The sequence below is a fragment of the Agrococcus lahaulensis DSM 17612 genome, assembly GCF_000425105.1.
Classification (GTDB): domain Bacteria; phylum Actinomycetota; class Actinomycetes; order Actinomycetales; family Microbacteriaceae; genus Agrococcus; species Agrococcus lahaulensis.
Genome location: NZ_AULD01000006.1, coordinates 517,818 through 531,455 on the forward strand (window position 1 = coordinate 517,818; position 13,638 = coordinate 531,455).

The 13,638-nt window shown below is 73.5% G+C and carries 14 protein-coding genes; 2 read left to right on the plus strand and 12 right to left on the minus strand.

The genetic code is table 11. The features are described from left to right. Window positions 1-4 precede the first annotated feature (4 nt). From H508_RS0107290 to H508_RS15175, 11 genes are all read right to left on the minus strand, one after another. Window positions 5-478 (minus strand): hypothetical protein, encoded by a 474-nt coding sequence (locus H508_RS0107290; protein WP_026373564.1) that lies wholly within the window; start codon window positions 476-478, stop codon window positions 5-7. Between the two features lie 59 nt (window positions 479-537). After that, complete coding sequence (gene pth, locus H508_RS0107295; protein ID WP_026373565.1) at window positions 538-1,113, minus strand: aminoacyl-tRNA hydrolase; 576 nt, start codon at window positions 1,111-1,113, stop codon at window positions 538-540. A 15-nt stretch (window positions 1,114-1,128) separates the two neighbouring features. Beyond that, window positions 1,129-1,764: a 50S ribosomal protein L25/general stress protein Ctc gene (locus tag H508_RS0107300; protein ID WP_026373566.1), complete on the minus strand. Its 636-nt coding sequence runs from the start codon at window positions 1,762-1,764 to the stop codon at window positions 1,129-1,131. Window positions 1,765-1,949: 185 nt separating this feature from the next. Beyond that, a complete protein-coding gene (locus H508_RS0107305) occupies window positions 1,950-3,359 on the minus strand; it encodes a GntP family permease (protein ID WP_026373567.1) in 1,410 nt (469 codons plus the stop codon). A gap of 53 nt (window positions 3,360-3,412) precedes the next feature. Continuing rightward, window positions 3,413-3,997 (minus strand): gluconokinase, encoded by a 585-nt coding sequence (locus H508_RS15165; protein WP_051222941.1) that lies wholly within the window; start codon window positions 3,995-3,997, stop codon window positions 3,413-3,415. Beyond that, window positions 3,994-5,061 carry an L-idonate 5-dehydrogenase gene (locus tag H508_RS0107315; RefSeq protein WP_026373568.1) on the minus strand — a complete coding sequence of 356 codons (1,068 nt, stop codon included), beginning with the start codon at window positions 5,059-5,061 and terminating at the stop codon, window positions 3,994-3,996. Before H508_RS0107315 ends, H508_RS15165 begins: the two co-directional genes overlap by 4 nt. 14 nt (window positions 5,062-5,075) lie before the next feature. Beyond that, entirely contained in the window at window positions 5,076-5,858 is a 783-nt protein-coding gene (locus tag H508_RS0107320; RefSeq protein ID WP_026373569.1) for an SDR family oxidoreductase, read from the minus strand. Beyond that, entirely contained in the window at window positions 5,858-6,913 is a 1,056-nt protein-coding gene (locus H508_RS0107325) for a D-2-hydroxyacid dehydrogenase (RefSeq protein WP_026373570.1), read from the minus strand. Before H508_RS0107325 ends, H508_RS0107320 begins: the two co-directional genes overlap by 1 nt. 39 nt (window positions 6,914-6,952) lie before the next feature. Continuing rightward, window positions 6,953-7,729: a fumarylacetoacetate hydrolase family protein gene (locus tag H508_RS0107330; protein WP_035254240.1), complete on the minus strand. Its 777-nt coding sequence runs from the start codon at window positions 7,727-7,729 to the stop codon at window positions 6,953-6,955. Beyond that, complete coding sequence (locus H508_RS15170; RefSeq protein ID WP_051222943.1) at window positions 7,729-9,135, minus strand: MFS transporter; 1,407 nt, start codon at window positions 9,133-9,135, stop codon at window positions 7,729-7,731. The genes H508_RS0107330 and H508_RS15170 overlap by 1 nt, the downstream gene beginning before the upstream one ends. 101 nt (window positions 9,136-9,236) lie before the next feature. Beyond that, window positions 9,237-10,028: an IclR family transcriptional regulator gene (locus H508_RS15175; RefSeq protein WP_035254243.1), complete on the minus strand. Its 792-nt coding sequence runs from the start codon at window positions 10,026-10,028 to the stop codon at window positions 9,237-9,239. A gap of 112 nt (window positions 10,029-10,140) precedes the next feature. Between H508_RS15175 and H508_RS0107345 the strand changes: the two genes are divergently transcribed. Then, window positions 10,141-11,043 (plus strand): NAD(P)-dependent oxidoreductase, encoded by a 903-nt coding sequence (locus tag H508_RS0107345; protein ID WP_026373572.1) that lies wholly within the window; start codon window positions 10,141-10,143, stop codon window positions 11,041-11,043. A gap of 22 nt (window positions 11,044-11,065) precedes the next feature. Here the strand turns inward: H508_RS0107345 and H508_RS0107350 are convergent, their stop codons facing one another. Beyond that, window positions 11,066-12,019 carry a TIGR03557 family F420-dependent LLM class oxidoreductase gene (locus H508_RS0107350; protein WP_026373573.1) on the minus strand — a complete coding sequence of 318 codons (954 nt, stop codon included), beginning with the start codon at window positions 12,017-12,019 and terminating at the stop codon, window positions 11,066-11,068. Between the two features lie 141 nt (window positions 12,020-12,160). Here H508_RS0107350 and gndA point away from each other — a divergent pair, with 141 nt between their 5' ends. Then, window positions 12,161-13,603: an NADP-dependent phosphogluconate dehydrogenase gene (gene gndA / locus H508_RS0107355; protein WP_026373574.1), complete on the plus strand. Its 1,443-nt coding sequence runs from the start codon at window positions 12,161-12,163 to the stop codon at window positions 13,601-13,603. Window positions 13,604-13,638 lie beyond the last annotated feature (35 nt).

Consider the following 13,638-nt stretch of genomic DNA (forward strand, 5'->3'; position numbering starts at 1 on the left):
ACGATCACTGGCTCATGACGACGGCGCCGGCACCGTCGAAGACCTGCAGGGAGTAGCCGCCCTCGGCCTGCGCGGGCGGCATGACGCCGACGAACACGGGCGGCGCGTCCTCGGGGACGTTCTCGCCGCGGGCGAGCTCGATCTCCTGGCCGTACCACGTCATGACGGCGCGCTCGGCGCCGACGGGCGCGATGACGAGCGCGCCCTTCGCCGCCTCCGGGCCCGCGACGCACAGCAGCGGCCCGGTGCCGAGGCACGAGGCGAGGAAGCGGCCGTCGGGGTCCTCGAGGATGAGGTCGGTGAGGCCGGACTCGGGCGAGCGGTCCCACCACAGGAGCGATCCGTCGGGGCTGCGCGCGGAGAGCGTGTAGCCGTGCGGGCCCTGCACCTGCTCCTCACCGCTGCCGCCGCTCGAGCAGCCCGTGAGGGCGACGCTCGCCGCGATGACGACGGTCGCGAGCATGGCGGTTCGGCGCACTGGCGAGGTTCCTTCCGGTCGGCATCCCATGCTAGCGGCGGGCGGTCGAGCGTTCGGCTTCAGCGGGCGTGGATCCGCTGCTGCGCCGCGAGGAAGCCCTCGGCGATGATGCGCTCGACCGCGTCCGCGCCGAGCTGCACGAGGAGCTCGGCCTCGGCCTGCTCGGCCTTCGCGAACGGCTTGAGCACGAAGTCGGCGGGGTCCTGCCGCCCGGGCGGGCGGCCGATGCCGAGCCGCACGCGCAGCACGTCGCCGCCGCGGGCGGCGATGATGTCGCGCATGCCGTTGTGGCCGCCGTGGCCGCCACCCTGCTTGAGCCGGATCTCGCCGAGCGGCAGGTCGAGCTCGTCGTGGAGCACGATGACGTGCTCCGGCTCGATGCCGTACCAGTCCATGAGCTGCGCGACGGGGCCGCCCGAGCGGTTCATGAAGGTGGTCGGGAAGGCCGTGACGACCTTCGGTCCGCCGACGATGCGCGACTCGGCGACGAGGGCGGCGGCGCGGCCGTGGCGCTTGGGCGTCGCGCCGGCTCGCCGCTCGACCTCGGCGAGCGCCATCTGGCCGATGTTGTGGCGCGTGCGCGCGTAGTCGGGCCCGGGATTCCCGAGCCCGACCACGAGCCACGTCTGCGCCATGGAGTGGCGGAGCGACTACTCGGCGGCCGCGTCGGTCTCCTGCGAGGCCTCGCCGCTCGGGACGACGTCGCCCTCGGGCGCCTCCTCCTCGAGCGAGGGCGCCGCGGGCACCATGATGCCGACGACGAGCGCCTCGGGGTCGGTCAGGAGCGTCGCGCCCGACGGCAGCTGCACATCGCGGGCGAGCACGTGCGCGCCCTCCTCGAGGCCCTCGATCGAGACGGTGATCGCGTCGGGGATGTGGAGCGCCTCGACCTCGATCGAGATCGACGTCTCCTCGAGGTTGTGGATCGTGCCGGGGGCCGACTCGCCCTCGAGGTGCACGGGCACGTCGACGACGACCTTCTCGCCGCGCTTGACGATGAGGAGGTCGAGGTGCTCGATCGCGTCGACGCCCTGCAGCACGGGGTTGCGCTGCACGTCCTTGACGAGCGCGAGCTGCGAGGCGCCCTCGACCTGCAGGTCGAGGATCGCGTTCGAGCGGCGCACGAGCAGGAAGACCTCGTGCGCGTCGAGCGCGAGGTGCTTCGGCTCGGTGCCGTGGCCGTAGAGGACGGCCGGGACCTTGCCGGCGGCGCGCAGCTTGCGGGCCGCGCCCTTGCCGAAGGACGTGCGCGTCTCGGTCGCGAGCTTGTTGTCGTCGGTGCTCATGGAAGTGCTCCTTGTGGGCCGCAGCCCGTCGTGGGTCGACTCGAACGCGCCAAGCGTGAGGACAGTGCCTGCTGCTGCGACCGCGTCGATCACGGATGCGTCCGCATCCCTCGCCGAAGTTCAGCCTCCGAGCCTACCGCATCGCCGGGGCGCCGGCCGCGTCGGTCGGCGCCCCGGCTCGCGCATCACCCGAACGCGCCGGCGATGAGGTAGATCGCGTAGCTCAGCACGAAGCCGACGATGGCCATGAGGCCCTGCGCGACGGTCCACGTCTTGAGCGTCGTCTTGACGTCGAGGCCGAAGAACTTGCTCACGAGCCAGAAGCCGGAGTCGTTCACGTGGCTGAAGCCGACCGAGCCCGCCGCCGTCGCGAGCACGATCGAGGCGACCTCGACGGGGTTGAAGCCGCCGTCGACGACGACGCCCGCCATGAGGGAGGCGGCGGTCGTGAGCGCGACGGTCGCGGAGCCCTGCGCGATGCGCACGATGAGCGAGATGAGGAAGGCGGCGACGATGACGGGCATGCCGATCGAGTTCAGCGACTCGGCGATCGCGTCGCCGATGCCGGTGACGCGCAGCACGCCGCCGAACATGCCGCCGGCGCCGGTGACGAGCACGACCGAGGCGATCGGCCCGAGGGCGCTGTCGGCGACCTTCTCGACGAGCGAGCCGGCCTTGCCCATCCCCCAGCCGAGCAGCCACATCGAGACCAGGACGGTGATGAGCAGCGCGACGGGCGTCTCGCCGAGGGTGCGCAGGAGCGCGACGACGGGCTCGGCCCGGAACGCATCCGGGTCGTCCGTCGTCGCCGCGAACATGTTGAGGCCCGTGTTCAGCAGGATGAGCACGAGCGGCAGGATGAGCAGGAAGACGATCTTGCCGAACGCCGGGTTCGACTCCATCGCACGGTGCTCCTCCTCGGTGCCGGAGAGGATCGAGGGCACGCCGACGTCGTAGCGTCGGCCGACCCAGCCGCCGAACAGCACACCGACGACGTACCAGACGGGGATCGCGACGACGAGGCCGAGGATGAGCACGAGGCCGACGTCGGCGCCGAGGATCGCGGATGCCGACACCGGGCCCGGGTGCGGCGGCACGAAGATGTGCATGGAGCTGAAGGCGAGCGCCGCGGGGAACGCGACGGTGAGGAGCGAGCCGCCGAGCCGGCGCGAGACGGCGTAGATGATGGGCATCATCACGACGAGGCCGGCGTCGAAGAAGATCGGGAAGCCCATCAGCAGGCTCGCGACGCCGACGGCCATGGCGGCGCGCTGCTCGCCGAACCAGCCGATGAGCTTGTCGGTCAGCACCCTCGCGCCGCCGGACGTCTCGATCATGCGACCGAGCATCGCGCCGAGCGCGACGAGCAGCATGACGCTGCCGAGCGTCGGGTCGAAGCCGAAGCGCAGCGCCGGCAGCAGCTGGTCGAAGGGGATGCCCGCCGCGAACGCCGTGATGAGGCTCGTGATCATCAGGGCGAGGAAGGCGTGGATCTTGAACGCCATGATGAGGACGAGCAGCAGCGCGATGGAGCCGGCCGCGAGCAGCAGCAGCCCTCCCGTGCCGAGGTCCCAGTTGAGGACGAGGTCGTCCATCGTGCGTCTCCTTCGCGTGCGGCGCGGTGCGCGGGTGCGGGGCAGGCGCTGGTTCAGCGCCCGGGCAGGTGGATCGTGCCGGTGATGGTGGTCTCGGGGCCCGGCTCGACCGTGCGTCCGGCCGCTCGGCCCATGAGGATGCGCGTGACCTCGTCGACGATCGCCGCGGGGGTCTGGTCGATCGAGATCGCGATGCCGTGCTCCCACTCGGCGAGCGGCTCGAGCGTCTCGATCTGGCTGTCGAGCAGCGTCGAGGGCATGTACTCGTGGTCGCGGTGGGCGATGCGGTCGGCGAGCAGACCCTTGTCGCCCACGAGGTGCACGAAGACGAGCTGCGAGTCGCTCGCGCGCAGCAGCTCGCGGTACCACCGCTTGAGGGCCGAGCACGCGACGATCGTGATGCGCCCCTCGGCGCGGCCGGTCGCGATCGCGTCGCCGATCGCCTTGAGCCACGGCACGCGGTCCTCGTCGGTGAGCGGCGTGCCGCTCGCCATCTTCTGCTTGTTGGCCGCGGGGTGCAGGTCGTCGCCGTCGATGAACTGGATGTTGAGCCGGTCGGCGAGCGCCCGCCCGATCGTCGTCTTGCCGGAGCCCTGCACGCCCATGATGATCATGGACGGGTATCGCGTCTCGCTCATGCATCCACTCCCTCGTGCTCACCGAACGTCAGCAGCACCTTCGAGGATACGGATGCGTCGCGGGCGAGCTCGAGGGCGTCGAGGCCGCGCTCGATCGGCAGCTCGTGGCTGATGACGGGCGCCGCGTCGAGCGAGCCGTCGGCGAGCGCCTCGAGCACGTCGTCGATCTCGTCGTTGAAGCGGAAGGAGCCGACGAGCGTGAGCTCGCGCGTGATGGCGCTCGCCATCGGCACCGCGACGTCGCCTGCCCGCTGGAGGCCGAGCATGACGACGGTGCCGCCGCGGCGGGCGCCGCTGATCGCGGCGGCGAGCCCCGGCACGGTGCCGGACGACTCGATGACGACGTCGGCGTGGAGGCCGGCGATCCCGTCGACGTCGCGCGCGTCCATCGCGCGGGCGCCGAGCCGCTCCGCGAGCGCTCGTGGGTGCTCGTGCAGGTCGGTCGCGATGACCTCGGCCGCGCCGTGGTGGCGCGCGACCGCGATCGCGAGCGCGCCGATCGGGCCGGCGCCGATCACGAGCACGCGCGTGCCCGCGACGTCCCCCGCCTGGCCGACGCCGTGCCACGCGACGGCCGCGGGCTCCGCGAGCGACGCGAGCCGGAGGTCGAGCCCCGCCGGGAGCGGCCGCAGCATGCGGGCGGGCAGCGCCACGCGGCGCGCGAAGGCGCCCGCCGTGTGGGGCACGCGCGCGGCCGACCCGAGGTAGGTGCCGGCGGGGCTGAGGTTCGGCCGATCGGCCGGGAAAGTCGCGGAGCCGTCGTCGATCGGCGTCGCGGGGTGCACGGCGACGCGCGTGCCGGCGGCGGGCCCGGTGCCGTCGGCGGCCGCCTCGAGCACCGTGCCGACGATCTCGTGACCGAGCAGCATCGGCTCGCGCAGGATCGACTGCCCGGCGGCGCCGTGCAGCCAGTAGTGGAGGTCGGAGCCGCAGATGCCGCCGTACGCGATCTCGACGACCGCCTCGCCGGCCGCCGGCACCGGCTCGGGCAGCGCCTCGACGCGCACGTCCTCCTTCGCGTGGGCCACGAGGCCGAGGTTCTCGGGCATCCGGTCGTCGCGCATCCGCGTCCTCCCTCTCACACGACGGCGGTCATGCCGCCGTCGACGAAGATCGTCTGCCCGTTCACGAAGGCGCTCGCGTCGCTCGAGAGGAACACGAGCGTGCCGACGAGGTCCTCGACGCGGCCCCAGCGGCCAGCGGGCGTGCGGCCGGCGACCCACGCCGAAAACGCGGGGTCGTCGACGAGCGGCTGCGTGAGCTCGGTCGCGAAGTAGCCCGGGGCGAGGGCGTTGACGCTGATGCCGTGCGGCGCGAGGTCGGCGCACAGCCCCTTCGTCAGCATCACGATCGCGCCCTTCGTCGCGCTGTACGGCGCGATCGACGGGCGCGCGAGCTGCGACTGCACGCTGCCGATCGAGACGATGCGGCCGGAGCCGCGCGCGATCATTCCGCGCGCGACGCGGCGCGAGAGCAGGAACGCGCTCGTGAGGTTCGTCGCGACGAGGTCGTGCCAGTCCTCGTCGGTGAAGTCGGCGATGGGGTTGCGGCGCTGGATGCCGGCGTTGTTCACGAGGATGTCGGGGGTGCCGACCCGAGCCTCGACGTCGGCGATCCCCGCGTCGACCGCCGACGCATCCGTCACGTCGAAGAGCGCGACGTGCGTCTCGCGACCCGTCGACTCGGCGATCTCGGCGGCGGCGCGCTCGGCCTTCGCCGCGTCGCGGCCGTGCACGACGACCGTCGCTCCCGCCTCGGCGAGGCCCTGCGCGAGCGCCCGGCCGATGCCCTGGCTCGATCCGGTCACGAGCGCCGTGCGGGCCGAGAGGTCGAACAGCGCGGTGCCGCGGGGCGCGTCCATCAGTAGAACTCCTTCGTGCTCATGACGTTCTCGAGCGGCTCGCCGTCGAGCAGCCGCGTCGCGTTGCGCGCGAAGAGCTCGGCGATCCGGCGCGGCTCCTGCACCGAGAGCGCCGCGGTGTGGGGGCTCAGCAGCACGCTCGGGTGCTCCCACAGCCGCGACTCGGCGGGCAGCGGCTCGACCGCGGTGACGTCGAGGGCCGCGAAGCCGACGCGGCCCGCGTCGAGGGCGTCGAGCAGCGCGTCCTCGTCGACGACCGTGCCGCGGCCGACGTTGACGAAGACCGTGTCGTCCCGGAGCGCGCCGAAGACGTCGGCGCCGAGGAGACCGGTCGTGCGCTCGGTGCCCGGCAGCGTCGAGACGATCGCGTCGGCGTGGGCCGCCGCCTCGGCGAGCTCGTCGATCGGCACGAGCCGGTCGACGTGCGGGACGGGCTCGCCGGAGCGCGTCGTGCCCCACACGGTCGCGCCGAGCGCCGCGAAGCGCTCCGCGACGACCTTGCCGATGCCGCCGAGGCCGACGACGAGCACGGTCATCTCGCTCACGTGGCGCATGAGGCGCCGGCCGTCGCCCCACGTGCGCGAGGCCTGGTCGGCCTCGAGCCGCCGCAGCCCCTTCGCGCCCGCGAGCACGCCGAAGAGCGCCCACTCGGCGAGCGTCGAGGCGTGCATGCCGGCGCTCGTCGTGACGACGACGCGCTCGAGCTCCGCCTCGGTGAGCTGGGCGGCGCGCACCTGCCCGCCGCCGCCCGCGGCCGTCGTGTGGACCCAGCGGAGCCGCTCGTTCGCGCGCACGGTGCGGGCGAGGGCGGCCGGCGAGACGTCCGGGATGCCGAAGAGGGCATCCGCCTCGTCGAGCATCGCCTCGAACCGCGACTGCTGCTCGGGAGTGCGCTCCCAGTCGGGGTCGCCCTCCCAGTCGCCCTGCCAGCGCCACGGCCGGGTGAGCTCGGGGTCGCGCAGCAGCTCGACGCGGGGCTCGAGCTCGCGGATGCGATCGGCGGATGCGTCGTCGAGGCTGACCGCGACGGCGACCTTCAGGGTGTGCTCGGGCATGGCGACTCCTCCTCGGTTCAGGCTAGTGATGGTGCGCGGTCAGCGCAGGGGCGTCTCGAGCCGCATGCCGCCCACGACGACCGTCGCGGTCTGGCCGGGCCTCGCCTCGTGGTTCGAGAGCGGTGCGCCGGCCATCACGACGTCGCCGGGGCCGAGCCGCACCCAGCGCGCGACGTAGGCGAGCGACTCGCGCACCGGCACGGGCATCGCGCTCGCGCTCGAGTCGCGCACGCGCTCGCCGTCGAGCTCGAGCGCGAGCGGGAGCTCGTCGAGCGACGCCCCGGTGTCGATCCAGGGACCGAGCGGGGTCGATCCGTCGCCGCCCTTCGACTCGAAGTTCCGCTCGTCGAGCGCGGCGCGGTCGGGGTAGGAGATGTCGTCGACGGCGGTCACGCCCAGCACGAACTCGTGCGCGTTCGCCGCATGGAGCAGCGGCGCGGTCGGATCGCCCGTGTCCCGGCCGACCACGACGGCGATCTCCGCCTCGACGACGAGCCGGCCCGCGTCGCGCCGCACCCGGACGGGCTCGCCGTGCGCGACGACGGAGCGCGGGCTCTTGAGCCACGCCTGCACCGGCAGCGGCCGGTCGCTCGCGCCGCGGTTCTGCGCGATGCCGACGAGCACCGTCGGCGCGGCCGGCGGCAGCAGCCGCGCCTCGCCGGCGGGGATGGGCTCGCCCGTGTCGGCCGGGCGCCGGCCCTCCGCGAGCGCGGCGTAGGGGTCCTCGATCGGCACCCAGGCGTCGACCTCGGCCGCGTCGCCGTCGGCCCGCGCGTGGAGCGCGGCGGCGCCGACGGCGACCCTCGCGATGCGCATCAGGCGCGCTGGAGGTCGGCCTCGATCTCGGCGTCGCTGCGCGACTCGTCGCTCGAGACCCGCACGGCGTCGTCGAGCCGCAGCAGGTCGCGGGCGCGCGTCTCGGGCACGAGGAACGTCGAGGCGGTCGTGATGAGGGCGAGCGTCGCCATGTAGATGCCCGGCAGCAGCCAGTCGCCGTCGGAGACCGCGAGCAGGTAGGCGCCGAGCACGCCGGCGAGTCCACCCGCGAGCACCGCCGAGATCTCGCGCGCCATCGCGACGCCGAGGTAGCGGTGGCGGTTGCCGAACAGCTCGGGCAGCATCGCGCACTGCGGGCCGAGCATGGTGTTGACGGCGATGCCGACGCCGAGCGCGATGACGACCACGACGGTCACCGGGTCGCCGAGCGACAGCAGCCACCAGGCCGGGAACGCGTAGACGAGCATGAAGACCGCGCCCGCGCGGTAGATGATGCGGCGACCGAAGCGGTCGGAGAGGTGACCGGTGAGCGGGAGCACGAAGATCGCGATGAGCGCGCCGATCGTGACGCCCCATGCCGCGACGCCGCGGTCGACTGGGCTCGCGAGGAAGTTGCCGGCGACGAACGCGAGCGCGAGCGTCTGGAACATGTAGGAGCCGCCGTTCTCGGCCATCCGCAGCCCCACGCCGACGGTGACCCCGGCGAGGCCCTTCGTGAAGATCTCGCGGATGGGTCGCTCGGCGATCTGGTCGTGCTTCTCGAGCTCGACGAACGTCGGCGTCTCGCGCAGCCGCAGGCGGATGAAGAGCGCGACGAGGATGAGCAGGAACGAGGCGAGGAACGGGATGCGCCAGGCCCAGCCGAAGAAGACCTCGTCGGGCAGCAGCGACATGAGCGAGAACACGAGGCCGGCGAGCAGCGTGCCGAGCTGGATGCCGATGAACGGCAGCGCGGCGAAGAAGCCGCGCCGCTTGACGGGCGCGTACTCGGCCATGAGCACGGTCGCGCCAGCTTGCTCGGCGCCGGCGCCGAAGCCCTGCGCGAGCCGCAGGACGGTCAGCAGGATGGGCGCCCAGATGCCGATCTGGTCGTACGTCGGGAGCGCGCCGATGAGCGTCGTCGCGCCGCCCATGAGCCCGATCGTGACGACGAGCACCCACTTGCGCCCGAGCCGGTCGCCGAGCGTGCCGAAGAAGAGGCCGCCGAGCGGGCGGGCCAGGAAGCCGACGCCGAAGGAGGCGAGCGAGGCGACGACCGCGAACTCCGGCGGCAGGTTCGAGAAGAACAGCTGGCCGAAGATGAGCGCCGAGAAGAGGCCGTAGAGCGCGAAGTCGAAGTACTCGAGCGCGCTGCCGACGCTCGAGGCGAGCGTCGCCCGGCGGAGGTTCGCCGCGTACTCGGGGTCGTCGGTGTGCGCCGGCTGCTGCGCGGTGGTGTCGGACACGGTCCATCTCCTTCGACAGTCGTGCAAACGCGTCGTTGCTGCCGCCGACTGTACCAGCGGAGTGGACGCCGTTCAATACTCTGAACAGCGGCGAGGATCCGTCAGGAGCGGGGACCGCGCAGCGGGTTCGTCAGCACCGCGACGGCCGCGAGCAGCCCCTCGCCCACCTCGGCGATGCGCTGCTCGTCGGCGAGCTCGGCCGGGAGGGCGGCTCCCATCGCGAGCGGCGGGTCGGCCGGCGCCCACGGCTCGAGCGCGACGGCGACGCCCGTGATGCCGCCGAAGGAGCCGCCGCGATCGACCGCGTAGCCGCGCTCGCGCACCTCGACGAGCTGCGGCAGCAGCTCGTCGACCGTCGTGATGCTGCCGGGTGTCAGTCGCGGGAACGGCTCCGTCGGCGCGAGCAGCGCGCGCACCGCGTCGTCGTCGAGCTCGGCGAGGAGCGCCACGCCGGTCGCGCTGAGCGCCGCGGGCAGCTTCGAGCCGAGCGGCGTGCCGAGCCGGTAGGGCGAGCGGCCCTCGTGGCGGGCGAGGTAGAGCGCGTCGATGCCGTCGAGCATCGCGATCTGCACGACCTCGCGGTGGAGCACGGGCGAGGCGGCCACGACGCGGTAGAACTCGCGCACCTGATTGAACTGCTGCGCGAACGCGCCGCCGAGCTCGGCCGTGCGCCGCCCGAGCCGGTAGCCGCCGGCCTCCCGCTCGAGCATGCCGCCGTCCTCGAGCGCTGCGCACAGGTTAGCCGTCGACGACTTCGCGAGCCCGAGCGCGCGAGCGATGTCGCTGAGCGTCATCGGCGCGCCCTCCGCGTCGGCGAGGGCGGAGAGGATGCGCAGGGCGCGCGAGACCGCGGGTGCCGGGTCGCGCTCGGTCGGGGCGTCGGGCTGGGGCATGGCTTCCGCTCCTTCGCGGTCGAGTCGTCGCCGCCACCCTACGGCCATGCCACAGGACTGAACAGCGTTCGCCATGCTGGTCGGCGCTGCGACGCGGCCGTAGCCTCGACGCATGGACACGGCAACGACTCTCGCAACGCGCGACGAGACCCTCGGCGTCATCGGCGCCGGCGCGATGGGCGAGCCCGTGGCGCGCCGGCTGCTCGCGGCCGGCCGCCCCACCGTCGTCTCGAGCCGATCGGCGCGGCCCGCGCTCGTCGAGGCCGGTGCCGCGTGGGCCGCGACGCCGCGCGAGATGGCGGAGCGCGCCGCGACCGTGCTGTCGATGCTGCCCGACCTACCCGAGCTCGAGGCGGCGCTCGAGGGCGCCGACGGGCTGCTCGCGGGGCTCGGCGGCGAGCGGGAGCTGCTCGTGCTCGTCGGCTCGACCTCGTCGCCGACGGGCGTGCGCGCGCTCGCGGCGCGGCTCGCGGAGGCGACCGACGGCAGGGTCCGCGTCGTGGACTCGCCCGTCTCGGGCGGCGTCGACGGCGCCGAGGCCGGCTCCCTCTCGATCATGCTCGGCGGCGAGCCGGCCGACGCCGCGCGCGCCGCAGCAATGCTCGAGCCGTGCGGACGCGCTGTGCACCTCGGTCCGCTCGGCGCCGGCGAGGTCGCGAAGGCGTGCAACCAGCTCGTCGTCGCAGCGACGATCAGCGCGCTCGGCGAGGCGACCGTGCTCGCCGAGCGCTCCGGCCTCGACCTCGACGCGCTCTGGTCGCTCCTCGGCGGCGGCTACGCCGGCTCCAACCTGCTCGAGAGCCGCCGCGAGCGGCTCGTGCGCGGCGACGACTCCCCCTCCGGCATCGCGCGCTACCTCGTCAAGGACCTCGGCTTCGCCGCCGACGTCGCCGAGGCGACCGGCACGAACCCGGCGCTGCTGCCGGCGCTCCGCGCCTTCTTCGACGAGATCGTCGAGCGCGGGTACGGCGACCGCGACATGTCGGTCACGCGCCGGGTGATCGAGGAGCGCTGAGCCGCGCCGTCGCGCTCGCCGATCACGCCCGCAGGCGCGGACCGAGCTCGTCGGCGAAGAACGCGAAGAAGGCGTCGGGGTCGGGCCCGCCGTCCATGAGGGCGATGTGGTCGAAGCCCGCCTCGCGGTAGGGCTCGATCACCTCGAGGTGCCGCTCGACGTCGGGCCCGCATGCGAAGGCCTGCTCCATCGCATCGACGTCGATCGCGGCGGTCGCCTCGTCGAACGCGGCGGGATCGGGCAGCTCGGCGAGCACCTTCCAGCCGAGGGCGCCGAAGCGGAAGGCGCGATGCGCCGACTCCGCGCCCGCGCGGGGGTCGGGCGCGAACGCGGTCGGCGCCTCGGCGTAGCGGGGCCCGTCGCCGCCCGCGGCCGTCCACGCCTCGACGAGCGACGCATCCGGATCGGTCGAGAAGATGCCGTCGCCGAGCTCGGCCGCGAGCTCGGCCGCTTGCGGTCCGCCCGCCGCGACGACGATCTCGGGCAGGGTCTCCGGTAGGTCGTAGACCCTCGCGTCGGAGAGCCGCAGGAACTCCCCGCGGTAGGAGTGCACGCCGCCCGACCACAGCATCCGGATGATCTCGAGCGCCTCCCGCAGCCGCCGGTGGCGGTCGCCCACCTCGGGCCAGCCCTCGCCGACGATGCGCTCGCTCAGCCGCTCGCCGGCGCCGATGCCGAGCGTGAAGCGGCCGTCCGAGATGATCTGCAGCGTCGCCGCCGCCTGCGCGACGATCGCCGGGTGGTAGCGGATCGACGGGCACGTGACGCCCGTCGCGAGCCGCAGGGTCTCGGTCTTCGCGGCGATCGCCGAGAGGATCGCCCACGCGAATGACGAGTGCTCGTGCTCCGGGAGCCACGGGTGGAAGTGGTCGCTGATCTCGACGAAGTCGAAGCCGGCCCGCTCCGCCTCGACCGCGCGGCGGATGAGCTCCTTCGGGGCGACGTCCTCGGCGAAGAGCTTGTACCCGATCTGCATGCGCGGCACGGTAGCCCCGCACGCTGGGAGCGGCCCCGGAGCGATCGGGTGGCCCGCCCGCTCGGCCGTCGCGACTCGCGTGCCCCGCGCATCCGCCCCTCGGTAGCCTGGCGGTACCCCGAGCCTCCAGGAGGACCCGCTGTGACCACCGCCAACATCGCCGTCGTCGGCCTCGCCGTGATGGGCTCGAACCTCGCCCGCAACCTCGCGTCGCGCGAGGGCAACACGGTCGCGGTCTACAACCGCACGACCTCGAAGACCGACGACCTCATCGCCGCGCACCCCGAGGCGGGCTTCGTGAAGGCGGCCACGATGGAGGAGCTCGCCGCCTCGCTCCAGCGGCCGCGCACCGCGATCGTGATGGTGAAGGCGGGCCGGGCGACCGACGCGGTCATCGACGAGCTCGTGCGCGTGTTCGAGCCCGGCGACATCATCGTCGACGGCGGCAACGCGCTCTTCACCGACACCATCCGGCGCGAGGCCGCGGTGCGCGAGACGGGCATCCACTTCGTCGGCTGCGGCATCTCGGGCGGCGAGGAGGGCGCGCTCAACGGGCCCTCGCTCATGCCCGGCGGCACGGTCGAGTCGTACGAGACGCTCGGACCGATCCTGCGCTCGATCGCGGCGGTCGCCGACGGCGAGCCGTGCGTGACGCACATCGGCGCCGACGGCGCCGGCCACTTCGTGAAGATGGTGCACAACGGCATCGAGTACGCCGACATGCAGCTCATCGCCGAGGCCTACGACCTCATCCGCCGCGGCACGGGCAAGAGCCCCGCCGAGATCGCCGACGTCTTCGACGAGTGGAACCGGGGCGAGCTCGAGTCGTACCTCATCGAGATCACCGCGGAGGTGCTGCGCCAGGTCGACGCCGCGACCGGGCAGCCGCTCGTCGACGTCATCCTCGACGCGGCGGGCGCGAAGGGCACGGGCGCCTGGACGGTGCAGACGGCGCTCGACCTCGGCGTGCCGGTCTCGGGCATCGCCGAGGCGGTCTTCGCTCGCTCGCTCTCGTCGCGCCTCGACCAGCGGGCGGCGGCGCGCGACCTGCCGGGGCCCTCGGGCTCGTGGCACGTGGACGACGCGGATGCGTTCGTCGAGGACGTGCGCCAGGCCCTGTTCGCGTCGAAGATCGTCGCCTACTCGCAGGGCTTCGACGAGATCGTCGCGGCGGCCGAGCAGTACGGCTGGGACATCCAGAAGGGCGAGGTCGCCCGCATCTGGCGCGCCGGCTGCATCATCCGCGCGCGCTTCCTCAACGACATCACCGACGCGTACGCGGCCGACCCGGCCCTGCCGGCGCTCATCGTCGCGCCCTACTTCCGCGATGCGATCGCCCGCACCCAGGAGGCGTGGCGGCGCGTCGTCGTCGCGGCGGCGCAGGCCGGCATCCCCTCCCCCGCGTTCTCGTCGAGCCTCGCCTACTACGACGGCCTGCGCGCCGAGCGGCTCCCCGCCGCGCTCGTGCAGGGGCAGCGCGACTTCTTCGGCGCGCACACGTATCGCCGCGTCGACCGCGAGGGCACCTTCCACACGCAGTGGTCGGGCGACCGCTCGGAGATCGCGGCGGTCGACACGCACTGACGCGCCTGCCGCAGAGTGCCGGAACTCTGCCCTTT

Bases quoted from the DNA above. Each gene is read 5' to 3' on its own strand.
- pth (WP_026373565.1), bottom strand. From the start codon at position 1,113: ATGGCGCAGACGTGGCTCGTGGTCGGGCTCGGGAATCCCGGGCCCGAC.
- H508_RS0107300 (WP_026373566.1), bottom strand. From the start codon at position 1,764: ATGAGCACCGACGACAACAAGCTCGCGACCGAGACGCGCACGTCCTTC.
- H508_RS0107305 (WP_026373567.1), bottom strand. From the start codon at position 3,359: ATGGACGACCTCGTCCTCAACTGGGACCTCGGCACGGGAGGGCTGCTG.
- H508_RS15165 (WP_051222941.1), bottom strand. From the start codon at position 3,997: ATGAGCGAGACGCGATACCCGTCCATGATCATCATGGGCGTGCAGGGC.
- H508_RS0107315 (WP_026373568.1), bottom strand. From the start codon at position 5,061: ATGCGCGACGACCGGATGCCCGAGAACCTCGGCCTCGTGGCCCACGCG.
- H508_RS0107320 (WP_026373569.1), bottom strand. From the start codon at position 5,858: ATGGACGCGCCCCGCGGCACCGCGCTGTTCGACCTCTCGGCCCGCACG.
- H508_RS0107325 (WP_026373570.1), bottom strand. From the start codon at position 6,913: ATGCCCGAGCACACCCTGAAGGTCGCCGTCGCGGTCAGCCTCGACGAC.
- H508_RS0107330 (WP_035254240.1), bottom strand. From the start codon at position 7,729: ATGCGCATCGCGAGGGTCGCCGTCGGCGCCGCCGCGCTCCACGCGCGG.
- H508_RS15175 (WP_035254243.1), bottom strand. From the start codon at position 10,028: ATGCCCCAGCCCGACGCCCCGACCGAGCGCGACCCGGCACCCGCGGTC.
- H508_RS0107345 (WP_026373572.1), top strand. From the start codon at position 10,141: ATGGACACGGCAACGACTCTCGCAACGCGCGACGAGACCCTCGGCGTC.
- H508_RS0107350 (WP_026373573.1), bottom strand. From the start codon at position 12,019: ATGCAGATCGGGTACAAGCTCTTCGCCGAGGACGTCGCCCCGAAGGAG.